This is a genomic window from Kitasatospora sp. NPDC001175, from assembly GCF_053598215.1.
The window spans coordinates 61,780-75,454 of the sequence record NZ_JBSFJU010000015.1 but is presented as its reverse complement, the minus strand read 5'-3'; the positions used below and the strand labels follow the sequence as shown (position 1 = coordinate 75,454).

The following is a 13,675-nucleotide window of genomic DNA, read 5'->3' as shown; positions in this document are numbered from 1 at the left end:
CAAGCTCCGGCCGGGCAAACGTCGACACGCGGTGCCGGCGTGTCCAGAGTCCGATGACCCATCAACATGCGTAACCAGACAAACCGTTGGTGCTTCCTCGGGACAGGTACGGGTCCGGTTCGGTCGGCTGCCGATCTGCAGCACCAGGCTGCGCCGACTGATCCTGGCCTGGTGCCTGGTGCCTGGTGCCTGGTGCCTGGTGCCCGGTGCCCGGTGGAGGCGGGCTGACGTGCCTCGGCTGCGGTGAGGAACCGCTCGAGGTGGCCGCAGGGCGGTTCCTTCCCGGATGTGCGGGCGAGCCCCCGGAGCAGTGGGCGCGATGGCCGTTACCGTTCCATCGTGATGAACCACCAACCGGACGAGGATCCGGACGCCACCGTGGCCCGCGAGGCCATCGACGAGTACCTCACCGCGCGCTCCGAGCACTGGCGGCAGCTCGCCATTGCGACCCGCGACAGCGACCGGCAGGCCACCTACCACGCTGCCGAGAACCGGCTGACCCGCTGGCGAGAGCAGGGCACCCTGGACAGCTGGGTCGCCAACGACGTGCTCGAGGCCGTGAAGCAGAACGCGGCGCGCGAGCGTCTCGAGGCGATGGCGACGCCGGTGGGGGGTGCCGTGATCGAGGCCGCCACCCAGCGGGTGCAGGCGATCCGGCGCTGGTGCCGCACCCAGGGGTTCGTCCTCGCCGACGACGTGGCCGAAGGGGAGTAGGACCGGCCGAAGCCCGGCCGGGTCAGCGCGTTGTCTCCCAGACGCCCGTGAAGATCCCGCCCAGTTCCTCCTGTGCGGTGGGCGGACCGGGGAGCGGCCGGGGTGGACCGGAGCGGAACGAGTCGAGGACGATGGCGAGGTAGCGCCGCCAGGCGTCCGGGTGGACGGTACTGAAGGCGGGTACCGCCCGGCAGATCGGGCCCATCACGACCAGCAGGTCGATGGGCGTGACGTCGGTGCGCAGGGTGCCCTGCTCCTGGGCGCGGGTGACCAGGGTGGCGACGGTCCGAGTGTTGCGCTCGATGGTGCCGGCGAGCGCTTGGATGTCCGGGTTGCTCATGGTGACCAGGTCGTTGATCCCCCGGTCGGCGGCGACCAGGGCGAAGACCCGCTCGAAGTAGCGGGTCAGCGCGGTCCAGCCGTCCTCGATCGCCAGTACTTCCTCGGCGGCCGCCGCGAGCCCGGCCAGTGCCTCGGCGAACACCTCCTCGATCAGCGCGTCCCGGGTGGGGAAGCGCCGGTAGAGGGTCGCGTTGCCGACACCGGCCCGGCGCGCGATCAGGTCGAGCGGCGCGGCGAGGCCCTGTTCGGCGAACACCTCGCGGGCGGCGGCCAGCAGCAGCTCCCGGTTGCGCTGGGCGTCCCGCCGTAGGCCGAGGGCCGCGGCGGCTCCGGTGCCCGTCGCCGTCCCTGTCGCGCCCGCCCCGGACCCCCCGTGCGCCGAGGCGCCTTTGGTGGTCGCGGCGGACGCGGTGGCCCGGGTGCGCCTCCTGGTCGCCCCCGGGGTCTTCGGGCGGTCCGCCTGCTGGTCGGTGTGCTGTGCCATGCCCCGACCCTAACAGCATTCGGGGAGTGCTCCCCGGTTGCGCTACAGTCGATCTGCTCACCGCCGCCGACGGCACACCGCTCACCGCACCGACCTGGGTGGTGTCGGACGGCGCGGCGCTCGGGATCTGGGTCCCACCGCCAGCCGGGCCGTCCGGCAAGTGCTGCGGCGCTCGCCGGTGTTCGTCGTCCCGTGCGACGGCCACGGCAGGCCGACCGGTGCCCCGGTGCTCGCCCGCGCCGCCGTCTGCAACCCGGAAACCACGGCGCGCTACCGGACTTCGCTCATCAACAAGTACGGTTTCACCGCCCTGCTCCGGCTGGCCCGGGCCCGCCTGCGCGGCGGTCTGGAGGGCACCGTCGGCCTCCGGCTCACCCTGGTCGACTGGGAGCGCCTGCTGGCCGGCGAACCCTGGCGGCCGTCGGGCTGGTACTGCCTCAACTAGGTACCGTCCGTTCGAATTGCGGACAGGGGAACCGCGTGACCGGCACCGCGCCGCCGGCCACGCGGTTCCCACTCGCCGCCGCTCCCCGGAGGAATTCACCATTTGGTGGTAAGCACCCGCCGTTGTGCGCGCCACGAGCCCGGGCGACCCTAGGCTCTGATAGTCAGTCAGTCGCTGCGCCCCGGGTGGCCCGGTCATCTCCGGTGCAGCCCGCACCCCTTGGCGATAGAAACGAGGACTTCGTGTCGCTGGCAGCCCCGCCCCGCGCCGCCGCGCGTTCCACCGCCTTTCCGGCCGAGGTGTCGCGCCACCGCTGGCAGGGCTACCACTGCGAGTCGCGGCTGGTGCGGACGAGCGCGCCGCGCATCGCGCCGGTGCTGCTGATCGGCGGCGCGTTCCAGACCAAGGAGACCTGGGGCCGGTTCGAGCGCGAGTTCCTGGCCCACGGGGACGTGCTGACGGTCGATCCACCGGGCTGGGGCGCGGGCGGCATCCTCCCGGACCGGTACGGTGCCGACTTCCTCGCCGACGCGCTCAGCCACATGCTCGACGAGACCGGGCTGGCGTCCGTCAACATCGTCAGCGGCTCGTACGGCACCGCCATCGCCTACCGGCTGGCCCAGCGCCACCCCGAACGCGTGCGGCGGGTAGTACTCATCGGCACCATGACGTCCATCCCCGAGCACGCCCGGATCGCGATGCGCCGGACCATGGACCTGCTCGCCGAGCGGCGGATGCAGGAGTTCGCCGAGGCCTCGGTCGAGATGCTGATGAACGCCGACGGCGGTGCGTCCGTCACCGCCGGGGCCAAGGTGCGTCGGTTCCTGCTGCGCCGGCTGCTCAACCTGGGCGCCGACGAGGCCGAGCAGGCCTTCGCCAACACCCACCGCCTGCTCAGGCACGAGATGGTGGACCCGAGCCGGGCCCCGGCCGCGCCCGTCCTGGTCACCACCGGCGAACACGACACCTTCACCACACCGGACCTGTGCCGGGCGCTGGCCGCCACCTGCCGGGACAGCTGGTTCGCGGAGGTGGCCGACGCCGACCACATGCTGCACCTGGAGCGGACCAGCGAAGTCGCCGACCTGGCGACCAGGTTCCTCGCGGCGGAGCCGCTGGCCGGGCTCGCCTACTGCCGCAGCGTCGAGCGGATCTCCGGGCCCGCCGCGTTCCGCCGCGCCGGGGCCGTGACCGGCTAGGGCAGCCGCTCGTTGGCAGGTGACGGTGCGTCGGTCGGTGGCCGTCGCGTCCGGCACTGCGGATCGTCAGCGGGAGGCCTCACGGGCATGCGTATCCAGCTCATCACGGTGGGCACGATGGGCTCGGTCGCGCCCTACACCGGTCTCGGCCACCGGCTCGCGGCCGAGGGCCATGACGTGGAGATCGTCACCCACGCCAAGTACACCGGTACGGTGGCGTGTTGCGGCCTGCGGATGCGCCCGCTGGCGGCGGACCCGTTCGAGGCGCTGCTCGGTGCGCACGGCCGCTTGCAGGGCGCGGCAGGATCATCGCGCGCCGTCCGGAGACTCCACGCGCTGCGCTCGCTCCGGCGGGCCACCGAACTGGCCACCCTCGGACTGGTGGACGGCATCGTCGACACCCTGGACCACGGGGCCGACCTGATCCTGCTCTCCACCCTCGCCGCACCGATCGGCCTTCCGCTCGCCGAGTACCACCGCATTCCCAGCATGGGCGTCTTCCTCCAACCCGAGGTGCCCACCCGGGAGTTCTCCCCGTGCGCCACGGCCTGGCGGGCCCCGGGACCGGCCAACCTGCTGCGCGGCCGGGCGGCCAACGCGCTGGTCGACGGCCTCTACGGCGCGGCCCGGCGCCGCCTGTTCACCCGGCTCGGAGCGCCCCACCGCAGCGGCCGGCAGCTGCGCCGGGAGCGCGAGCGGACCAGGTGGCCGATCTGGCACGGGTACAGCCCCTCGATCGTCCCCCGGCCGGCGGACTGGCGGCCGGGGCTGCACGTAGCCGGGTACTGGTGGCCGCACGAGTGCCCTGACTGGCAACCACCACAGCTGGTGGCCGATTTCCTCGCAGCCGGGCCGCCCCCGGTGCTGATCGGGTTCGGCAGCATGATGCCCGGCGAGCCGGAACGGCTCGGCGAGACCGCCGCCCGGGCACTGCGCCAGGCCGGGCTGCGCGGGATCGTCCAGTCCGGCTGGGCCGGGCTGTCCGTGGTCGACGACGACGTGATCACCGTCGGGGCCCTCCCGCACGGCTGGCTGATGCCGCGCACCGCCGCCGTGGTCCACCACGCGGGGGCCGGGACGACGGCCGCGTCCCTGCGCGCGGGCGTGCCGACCGTCCCCGTTCCGGTGATGACCGACCAGCCCTGGTGGGCGGCGAGACTGGTCCGCCTGGGCGTCAGCCCGGAAGTCCTGCCCTGCGCCGGACTCACCGCGGGCCGTCTGGCCCAGGCCCTGACCCGGGCGACCGATGACACCGGATTCGCCCGGCGCGCGGGTGCTCTCGCCACCCGGCTGGCGGAGGAGGACGGGGCCGGGGCCCTGGCCCGCGCCATCGCCGACCTCGGCGGCTGAGCCCGCCGCCCGAGCACGGGCCGGACCGCGCCGGGACCGCACGCGCCGGTCATTGCAGGGCCCGCCACCGCCGTGCGGTCCCGACCACCGGCCCCACAACGACCGAGGACACCCCGTGACCCCACCCGCGCCCCCGCTCCCAGCCGCTTCCCGGACGGCGGCCGGCACCCCGATGCCGTCGCAGGACGCCTGGTTCCACCGGCAGCAGAGCAGCGGCACCGCCTGCATGACGGTCGCCGTCCTCGGCTGGTTCGACGGCCCGCCGCCCACCCTCGCCGCCTTGCGCGAACTGGCGGGCGTACGCCTGCGGCCGTACCGGCGCCTGTGCCTGCGCGCCGCCCGGACCTCCCCGGCCGACTGGCCACTGTGGCTTCCCGAGCCGGAGTTCGACCCTTCCTTCCACATCCGCGCGGAACCCCCGGCGACCAGCCCTGAGGAGCTGGCCGCCGACCCGCTCGACCCCGACCGGCCCCCGTGGCGGCTGCACCTGTTGCCCGGGCCCACCGGCGACGGCTTCGCCCTGCTGCTCCGCGCCCACCACGCGCTGCTGGACGGATGCTCCCTGACCACGGTCCTCCGCGCCGTGCTCGACGGTCCGACCGTGCGACTGCCCGAGCCTCCCGCCAGGCCGCGGACCCCGGCCGGACGAGGACGCGAACTCGCCTGGTCCGTGGCCGACCTGCTGCCGAGGGCCCGCCCACTGCCGTTCCACGGCCCGGTCGGCCCCCGGCGGGCACTGGCCTTCAGCCGGATCCCGAGAGCCGAACTCGACGCCGCCCGAGCCGCGTTGTCGCCGCTCCGGGCCTCCGGTAACGCGGTGTTCCTGGCCGCGACCGCAGGCGCCCTGCGGAGTCTGGGTCTTACCGGCCGCCTGCCGCTGCTCCCGGGTGTCTGCGCGCTGGTCCCGGTCGACGTGCGCACCGCCGACCAGGCCTCGCTGCTGGGCAACCACTACGCAACCGTCCGGGTACCGCTCCCGGCCCGGCGCCACCCGGAGCGGAGGCTGGCCGTCGCGCACAGCCGGAGCAGGCGCGAGGTGCTCAAGCAAAAGGCCGGCGCCCAAGCCGAGTTGGTAAACGGCCGGCCGCTCCGCCGCACCCCGCTCGATGACCTCCTGGGCCGCTACGTCGACTCGCCCCGCTACTTCTCCGTCCTGTGCTCCAGCATCGCGACCCACGGGGGGCACCTCACCCTCGGCCCCGCGACCTTCACCGCACTCTCGCTCATCCCCCCGCTGGGACCCGGCCATCCGCTGGCGGTGACCATGGTCCACCACGACACGACCACCGTGGTGACCGCCATCGCCGACCTCCGCCACCGCCAGCTGGCAGAACCACTGGCCGACTTGATCCACGAGGAGATCCGCGTGCTCGCCCGCTGACCCGGCACCGCCGGACACCCGGCAATACCACTCGTGAGTGCGGGCGGCCCACCAGCCGTCCCGCGACCCTGGACTCCACGTGGCACCTGCCCGCACGACGCCGACCACCGGTACTCGAGTCGTGCCCGATCCGGGAGTGCGGCCGCGCCCGCAGCTCTTCGCGCGGAAGCCCCGCGCGCCCGATGAGCAGGCGTACGCCGATGCGAACGCGCCATCTACGGCGATGAGCGATCCACCGGTCGCGGAAGGCCAGCTACGGGCTCCGCCCTTGAGGCATGCCTTTACCGCTCCTGGACGGAGGCCCGTCCGTGCTGGTCAGGCGGGCGGCCGGAGGCAGACAGTGCTTGAGGCACGGACGTCCGGCAGATGGCCGATAAACACCGCAGACACTGCCGGTTGTTGATGGCCGATCAGGAATTGTCGGAGCACGCTGCTACACCAATCTCCGGGACGGACCGCGCCGAGCGGTCCGCCAAGCAGGGAGGGGAGACCCATGGCACGTGAAGGGTTCCACTACGTCCGCGGTCACTACCGGCGCAACCCGAGGCCGCGCGTCAAGAAGACCAGTGGCTGGCTGGTGGCCGCGCTGCTCGTCGGAGGGCTGTGGCTGTGGGGCCACAGCGGTGACTCCGGTGCTGCGAACACCGGCAGTACCACCCCGGGCAGCACGGCGTCGGCCTCCGCTCCGGCGGCGGGCCGCTGATGCGCCGCCGGCCGTCACGGGCGCGACGGCGCATGCCGCTGCGGATGCCGCGCACACCCGCGGAGCGGGTCGCCGCCGGTGTCATCGTGCTCGTGGTCGCCTCCTGGGTCGCCGACGGCCTCCAGTGGCTGACCTCCGACGGGCTTCCCGTGCTCGTCGCCGCAGCGGTGCTCGTGGCGGCGGGTCTCGGTGCGCGGTGGTGGCTGCGGCGGGTCGAGCAGGCCGCCCGGCGGGAGCGGCTGGCCATGCTGCGACTGAGCCTCGACCAGCTCGACGCCATGGGCGACCGGCAGTTCGAGTTCGCGCTCAGGGATCTGATGATCCGCGACGGCATCCGGGCCAGGCAGGTCGGCCGGCAGGGCGACCAGGCCGCCGACGTGATCGGTGAGGATCCGCGGCGCGGCCGGATCGTCGTCCAGGCCAAGCACACCCGGGTCGGCGGCAAGGTGGGCTCCCAGGTGATGTACCAGGTCAAGGGAACCGCCGGCCCGGTGCACCGCGCGGACATCTCGGTGGTCGTCACCAACGGCTCGTTCACCCGGGATGCCAAGACCTGGGGTGACCGGCACCAGGTCCACTGGGTCGACCGGGACCGGTTGCGGATCTGGGCCGAGCACGGGATCGCGCTGCACGACCTGCTGCGCCTGCCGGCCCGCCCGGCACGGCGCACGCTCGGCGGTACGACCGGGTGAGCCGGTCCGCCGTGCGGGTGCGACGCGTCGGCCGGCGGATCCGTGAGGCTGGACGGTGCGATCGTCCAGTCCGGTACGCGTCATCCGGGGATCACTGCCACCCGGCTCACAGCGGGTAGGGGGCAGTCCGGCGGCACAGGGTCGGGTGATCACGACATGCACGGGGCGGCCCGGAACCGGCCTGCCGCGGAGGGAAGTTCAGGAGCCAGAGGAGTGCGCGAGGAGAGTGGCAACGCGGCGGCTTCCGAGCGCTTCCTCACCGCCTTCAAGGCCCGGGACGAGCAGGCGCTCCGCGTACTGGTGGCCGAGGACATCGCCTGGTCGAGCGCTCGCCGTTGAACTCGCGCAGCTCCGTCTTGAGGGCCGCTCACCTCCCGGGTGGGCGGCCCTCGGCGTGCCCGGGAGGGCCGGGAGGGTGGGTCTCGACGGGCCCCGGGGGGGCGGGCGCGGTCAATCTCTTGCTCAGCCGAGCAAGAGGCTCTATGGTTTTGCTCATGCGAGCAAAGAACAGTTCGAGCGAGCAACGGGCGAGCGGCAGGACGTTCACCGAGTCGGCGCGGCGGGCGCAGATCGTGCAGGCCGCCATCGAGGTGATCGCGGAGGCCGGATACGCCAAGACCTCGTTCGCGAAGATCGCCAAGCAGGCGGGCCTGAGCAGCACGGGGATGATCTCGTACCACTTCAAGGGCAAGGATGACCTGATGCACGAGGTCATCGCCGAGGTGATGCGGGTGGCCCAGGCGTACCTGGTGCCCCGGATCGAGGCGGCCGAGGGCTACCGGGGTCGCCTGCGGGCCTTCATCGAGTCGAACGTCGAGCTGCTGACGGTCTATCCGAAGTACCTGCCCGCGCTCATCGAGGTGCTCACCAACCTCAAGGGTGACGACCCGCACCGGATCGGCTACGCGGGTGCGCTGAAAGCGATGATGGACGTCCAGGAGCAGCGCATGCGAGAGGCCCAGGCGGCCGGCGAGTTCAGGGACTTCGACGCCCAGGTGATGGTCACGGCGATGCGCGGCGCCATCGACGGCGTGATCACGCGTTCGGTGCACGATCCGGACCTCGACATCACGGCCTGCGGACGCGAGTTGGCGGACATCTTCGACCGGGCCACCCGCCGCACGCCGTAGCAGTCGGCAGCAACAGCGGCAAGCAGTTCAACACAGAGACGGATCACAGGGGGAGACCATGAGCGAGACTTCGACACCGACCGCCGAACCCGCGCAGAAGCAGAAGACCGCCCGCGCACGCCGGCATCTGATCCGATCGCTCGTCTTCGAGCTCGGCATTCCGGTCGGCGGCTACTACCTGCTGCACGGCCTGGGCCTGGGCCAGTGGGCCGCGCTCACGATCAGCAGCCTGCTGGTACTGCCCTGGCTGCTCTACGGGATGATCAGGAACCGCCGGGTCGAGCTGATGCCGGTGTTCGCACTGGTGCTCATGACCGTCGGCGCGCTGATGTCGCTGGTCACCGGGAGCCCCAGGACCTTGCTGATCAGGGACAGCTGGCTGATCGGCGTGCTGGGAGTGTGGGTGCTCGGCACGCTGCCGACCCGGCGGCCGTTCATGCTCACCGCCTCCCGTTCGGTCGTCGCGGCGAAGATCGGCGAGGACGGTGCGCAGGAGTGGCTGCGCAACTGGGACCGCGATCCCGCGTTCCGGCGGCACATCCGGCTGCTCACCGCCTTCTGGGGCTGCGGCTTCACCGTGGACGCCGGCGTCCGGGTGGTGCTCGCCTGCACGCTCCCGGTCGACTCGGTGCCGCTGGTGAGCACGCTGCAGTGGCTGGTGGTGCTCGGCGGCATGCTGGGCTACCACAACTGGTACGTCACCCGGCACGGGCTCAAGGTCTGACGGACCACCACGGGAAGCCAGACGACACCAAGGAGCGAACATGGATGCCGACGTTCTCGTGGCCGGAGCCGGCCCCACCGGTCTGCTGCTCGCCAACGAGCTGCAACTGGCCGGAGCCCGGGTCCTGGTACTGGAGCGGATGCCGCAACGTACCGGTCAGTCCAAGGCGTTGAACCTCCAGCCGCGCACCGCCGAGATGCTCCAGCTGCGCGGCTGGCTGGACGCGGCGCTCGGCCGGGCGATGGCGACCCTCCCGGCCGGACACTTCGCCGGACTGCCGCTGGACTACACGGTGTTCGACACCCCCTTCCCCTACCAGGTCGGCATCCCGCAGGCCCGGGTGGAGGAGTTCCTGGAGGACCGGCTGACCGGGCACGGCGTCCCGGTGCTGCGCGGACACGAGCTGCTGGACCTCGCCCAGGACGACCAGGGCGTGACGGCCACGGTGGCCGGTCCGGACGGACGGCGGACCCTGCGGGCCCGCTACCTGGTCGGCGCGGACGGCGGGCACAGTACGGTCCGCAAGCGGCTGGGGGCCGCCTTCCCCGGCCGGGACGGCCGCGTCTCGGCGGTCGTCGCCGATGCGGTGCTCGAGGGTGAAGCCGGCACCGAGTGGCGGCTGCCGGAGCTGGAGCCGGACGAGAACGGCGTCTGCTTCCTGCTCCCGCTGGGCGACGGCCTGTACCGGCTGGTCCTCGGCGGCCCGGCGCAGCAGGGAGCCGAACGGACCGCCCCCGTCACCGAGGAGGAGATCCGCGCCGGGCTCCGGCTGCACCACGGCGACACCGTCCGGCTGCGCGAGCTTCGCTGGGCCTCCCGGTTCACCGACGCCTCCCGGCAGGTCGAACGCTACCGCCACGGCCGGGTGCTGCTGGCGGGCGACGCCGCCCACATCCACAACCCGTCGGGTGGCCAGGGGCTCAACCTCGGAATGCAAGACGCGTTCAACCTCGGCTGGAAACTGGCCGCCGACCTGGCCGGCTGGGCGTCGCCGGGACTGCTGGACACCTACCACGACGAACGCCACCCGGTGGGCGCGATGGTGCTGGAGAACGCCAGGGCCCAGGGCGTGCTCGGCGTGCCCGACCCGGATGTGCGGGTGCTGCGCGGTGTCTTCGCCGAGCTGCTCGCCACACCGGAGGCCAACCGGCGGATCGCCGGGATGATCTCCGGCCTGGACATCCGGTACCCAATCGCGGGGGAGCCCGAGCATCCGCTGCTGGGCGGGCGGCTGCCGAGGATCGAACTCCGAAGCGGACGCGGTCTGTTGCTGTGGTCCGCCGGGCGTGCCGACCTTGCGGGGGCGGTGGCGCCGTGGGCCGACCGGGTCGACTGCGCGGTCGGTGCCGCGACACGCGACGGGGCGGATCTGAGCGTCCTGGTCCGGCCGGACGGCTACGTCTGCTGGGTCGCCGAGGGTGCCGCTGGGCAGCCGAAGGACGCGCTGCACCGGTGGTTCGGCGAGCCCGCGCGGGCGTAGCCGGGGTCGGGGCCCACGACGGACCGGGCCGGTAGACGGCTTCTGGCCGGTGGAATCGTCGTTCGGTCAACCGTCCGCGATGACAGTTGTCATGCCGATCCGGGCATGCGGGTCACTGACGGAGGATCGGCTCTCCGAGGGAGGCTGGACGCAGAGCAGGTGGCGGCGAAGCGTCCAGCGGTGGAGGCCGGACCGTGATCAGCGCCAGTACCCCGTCGACCGACCCGTCGGTGGTCAGGAAACCCGATCACCGACGGGCCGCGGCAGAACAGGAGCAACCACCATGCGCGGCAAGGGAATCAACTACGACACCGGTTTCAGCCCGGTCGGCGGCAGCTCGCGGCCGGACTTCTCCGTCGAGACGGTCAGGGCGGAGATGCGGGTCATCGCCGAGGAGCTGAACTGCACGGCGGTCCGGATCACCGGTGGCGAACCCGAGCGGCTGAGTGTGGCCGCCGAGTGCGCGGCCGAGCAGGGTCTTGAGGTCTGGTTCGCCCCGTTCCCCTGCAACATGACGACCGAGCAGATGATCCCGTGGTTCGAGGACTGCGCCCGCCGAGCGGAGACGGTCCGGATGACCGGTGCCGAGGTGGTCCTGGTCCTCGGCTGCGAACTCTCGCTGTTCGCCCGGGGGTTCATCCCCGGTGACACCTTCCCCGACCGGCTGGCCAACATCGGCGCCCCCGATCCGGCGCTCTTCGCGCCGTACGGTGACATACCCGGGCGGCTCAACGCCTTCCTGGCCGAATCCGCCGCCGCCGTCCGGCCGCACTTCGGCGGCCGGCTGAGCTACGCCTCCGGCCCGTGGGAGAAGATCGACTGGACCCCGTTCGACCTGGTCGGGATCGACGCCTACCGCGACGCGCAGAACGCCGCCGGCTACCGCGACTACTTGCGGGCCCAGTTCGCGCACGGCAAGCCGGTGGTGGCCACCGAGTTCGGCTGCTGCCCGTACCAGGGCGCCGCGGACCGGGGCGGCATGGGCTGGGCGATCGTCGACAACGACGCCGAACCGCCCCGGGTGGTCGGCGAGTTCGTCCGCGACGAGCAGGAGCAGGTGCGCTACCTTCGGGAGCTGCTGGCGGTCCTGGAGGAGGAGGGCCTGGACAGCGCCTTCTGGTTCACCTTCGCCAACTACCACGCGCCGCACAGCTTTGATCCGGAGTACGACCTCGACCTGGGCTCGTACGGGGTGGTCGCCGTGCTGGGCGAGGGAGGCCGCCCGGGGCTTGGCTGGCGGCCCAAGGCGGTGTTCGACGCCCTGGCCGAGGCCTACCGGTCCCGGTAGCCGAAGACTCCTCGAAGCGGCGGTCGGTGAAGGACCGGGCAGCGGCGAAGGCCGGGTGGTGCGGGGGAGGCCGCGTCCCCGGCGGCCAACCGGCGGCCAACCGGCGGCCAACCGGCGGGCACACGGCTGCCCGGCAGCCGCCCGGCGGCGGAAGGCCGCGAGCCCAGCCGGACCACCGCTGCATCACGCGCCCGACTCAGGACGGCGAGCGATAGCTGCAGCCGCACCGGCCCGGGGGAGCCACGCGATCGGCCACCACGGTTGTGTGGACGGTCGCGCGGCGGCCCCGCACCCCGGCCGGTGCGATGCGTTGGCGGCGGATCGAGGCCCGCCGTGGTGCGCCGGCCGCACCGCTGCCCGAGTCCCCGGGCAGCGGCACGGTTTCACCAGGTGACGGGCAGCTCGTGGACCCCGTACACCGCCATGTCGGTCCGGTACCGGATCTCCTCGAAGGGCACGGCGAGCCGCAGACCGGGCAGGCGGTCCAGCAGTGTCTGCAGGGCGATCTGGAGTTCGGCGCGGGCCAGCGGCTGGCCGAGGCACTGGTGGATGCCGAAGCCGAAGGCGAGGTGGTGGCGGGCGTCCCGGGCCACGTCCAGCCGTTCGGCCCCGGTGAACACCGCCTCGTCCCGGTTGGCGGTGGAGACCATGCACAGCACTCCGTCGCCGGCCCTGATCAGCGTGCCGTCGATCTCCACGTCCTCCAGCGCGACCCGGGGGACGCCGAGGTGGACGATCGTCAGATAGCGCAGCAGTTCCTCGACCGCGCCCTTGATCAGCGAGGGGTCGGAGCGCAACCGCTCGGCCTGCTGGGGGTTGCGCAGCAGGGCCAGCGTGCCGAGCGCGGTCATGTTGGCGGTGGTCTCGTGGCCCGCGATGAGCAGCAGTACGCCCAGCGCGGCGGCCTCCTCCAGGGTGACATCGTCCCTGACGACCAGGCGGCCGAGCAGGCTGTCGTCGGGTTCCCGCTGCTTGCGCCCGGCCAACTCGGCCAGATAGGAGTTCAGTTGCTGCTGTGCCACCTCGACCTCGGCCGCCGTCGCGCTGAGGCTGAGCAGCGCCTGGCTCTGCTCCTGGAAGAACTCGTGGTCCCGGTAGGGGACGCCGAGCAGCAGGCAGATCACCAGCGAGGGCACCGGCAGGGCGTACTCGCGGACCAGGTCGGCCGGCCCGCCGTGGGCGACCATGCGGTCGAGCGCCTGGTCCACGATCTGCTGGATCTGCGGTCGCATCGCCTCCACCCGCTTGATGATGAAGTCTCCGGTCAGCAGTCGGCGCTGGCGGGCGTGCGCCGGGTCGTCCATGCGGAGGAAGGTGGGAGTGGTGCGGAGCACCAGCTCGCGGCGGCCGGGCAGGAGGAAGGGGAAGCCGGGGAGACGGGCGTCGGCGCTGAAGCGGCGGTCGCCGAGCGCGAATCTGGCCTGCCGATGGCCGGTCAGCAGCCAGCACGGGCTGCCGTCCCAGAGGCTGACCCGGCTGATCGGACCGGCGGTGCGGTGGACCTGCTCGTAGGTGGGCGGGGGAGCGAAGGGGCAGGTGCCCCGGTCGGCGGGGACGGCCGGCGGGCTGTCGGTCGTACCGTTGACGGCGGTGGTCATGCGACTCCTTCCACGTGCGGGCTTCCCGTTGCTGGGGGAGCGGGTGCCCGGCTGTCGGTGTGTCAGGAAGACGGGGGGATGACGTCCGGCAGTGCTGTGACGTTACTGCTGCGGTGCCCGACGTCTCGGGTGCCTCGAGGGCGGT

Annotated in this window: 14 protein-coding genes; 12 read left to right on the top strand and 2 right to left on the bottom strand. The window is 72.7% G+C overall.

Annotated elements, in window-relative coordinates:
• Positions 1 to 339: 339 nt before the first annotated feature.
• Positions 340 to 714: a hypothetical protein gene (locus ACWDAK_RS13980; RefSeq protein ID WP_449806463.1), complete on the top strand. Its 375-nt coding sequence runs from the start codon at positions 340 to 342 to the stop codon at positions 712 to 714.
• A 22-nt stretch (positions 715 to 736) separates the two neighbouring features.
• On the opposite strand, the gene ACWDAK_RS13975 is transcribed toward ACWDAK_RS13980, so the two are convergent.
• Positions 737 to 1,540, bottom strand: coding sequence for a TetR/AcrR family transcriptional regulator (locus tag ACWDAK_RS13975; RefSeq protein WP_427393388.1), 804 nt, complete (start codon positions 1,538 to 1,540; stop codon positions 737 to 739).
• Positions 1,541 to 1,700: 160 nt separating this feature from the next.
• On the opposite strand from ACWDAK_RS13975, the gene ACWDAK_RS13970 reads away from it, so the two are divergent.
• The 11 genes from ACWDAK_RS13970 (at position 1,701) to ACWDAK_RS13920 (ending at position 11,932) form a co-directional block, all read left to right on the top strand.
• On the top strand, positions 1,701 to 1,985 hold the full coding sequence (locus tag ACWDAK_RS13970) for a hypothetical protein (RefSeq protein ID WP_449806462.1): 285 nt from the start codon (positions 1,701 to 1,703) through the stop codon (positions 1,983 to 1,985).
• Between the two features lie 242 nt (positions 1,986 to 2,227).
• Complete coding sequence (locus ACWDAK_RS13965) at positions 2,228 to 3,184, top strand: alpha/beta fold hydrolase (RefSeq protein ID WP_344637652.1); 957 nt, start codon at positions 2,228 to 2,230, stop codon at positions 3,182 to 3,184.
• Between the two features lie 87 nt (positions 3,185 to 3,271).
• Positions 3,272 to 4,534: a glycosyltransferase gene (locus ACWDAK_RS13960; RefSeq protein ID WP_344637653.1), complete on the top strand. Its 1,263-nt coding sequence runs from the start codon at positions 3,272 to 3,274 to the stop codon at positions 4,532 to 4,534.
• Between the two features lie 115 nt (positions 4,535 to 4,649).
• Positions 4,650 to 5,915 (top strand): wax ester/triacylglycerol synthase domain-containing protein, encoded by a 1,266-nt coding sequence (locus tag ACWDAK_RS13955; RefSeq protein ID WP_427393386.1) that lies wholly within the window; start codon positions 4,650 to 4,652, stop codon positions 5,913 to 5,915.
• Positions 5,916 to 6,408: 493 nt separating this feature from the next.
• Complete coding sequence (locus tag ACWDAK_RS13950) at positions 6,409 to 6,618, top strand: hypothetical protein (protein ID WP_344637655.1); 210 nt, start codon at positions 6,409 to 6,411, stop codon at positions 6,616 to 6,618.
• Between the two features lie 44 nt (positions 6,619 to 6,662).
• The gene (locus ACWDAK_RS13945; protein WP_344637656.1) at positions 6,663 to 7,310 is read left to right on the top strand and encodes a restriction endonuclease; all 648 of its coding nucleotides are present in this window, start codon (positions 6,663 to 6,665) and stop codon (positions 7,308 to 7,310) included.
• A 213-nt stretch (positions 7,311 to 7,523) separates the two neighbouring features.
• Positions 7,524 to 7,649, top strand: coding sequence for a hypothetical protein (locus ACWDAK_RS13940; protein WP_344637657.1), 126 nt, complete (start codon positions 7,524 to 7,526; stop codon positions 7,647 to 7,649).
• A gap of 155 nt (positions 7,650 to 7,804) precedes the next feature.
• Positions 7,805 to 8,440: a TetR/AcrR family transcriptional regulator gene (locus ACWDAK_RS13935; protein WP_344637658.1), complete on the top strand. Its 636-nt coding sequence runs from the start codon at positions 7,805 to 7,807 to the stop codon at positions 8,438 to 8,440.
• A gap of 58 nt (positions 8,441 to 8,498) precedes the next feature.
• A complete protein-coding gene (locus ACWDAK_RS13930; protein ID WP_344637659.1) occupies positions 8,499 to 9,164 on the top strand; it encodes a VC0807 family protein in 666 nt (221 codons plus the stop codon).
• Positions 9,165 to 9,204: 40 nt separating this feature from the next.
• Entirely contained in the window at positions 9,205 to 10,644 is a 1,440-nt protein-coding gene (locus tag ACWDAK_RS13925) for an FAD-dependent monooxygenase (protein ID WP_427393385.1), read from the top strand.
• 283 nt (positions 10,645 to 10,927) lie between these two features.
• Entirely contained in the window at positions 10,928 to 11,932 is a 1,005-nt protein-coding gene (locus ACWDAK_RS13920) for a hypothetical protein (protein WP_344637661.1), read from the top strand.
• A 383-nt stretch (positions 11,933 to 12,315) separates the two neighbouring features.
• Here ACWDAK_RS13920 and ACWDAK_RS13915 read toward each other — a convergent pair whose 3' ends face one another.
• The gene (locus ACWDAK_RS13915; RefSeq protein WP_427393384.1) at positions 12,316 to 13,530 is read right to left on the bottom strand and encodes a cytochrome P450; all 1,215 of its coding nucleotides are present in this window, start codon (positions 13,528 to 13,530) and stop codon (positions 12,316 to 12,318) included.
• Positions 13,531 to 13,675 lie beyond the last annotated feature (145 nt).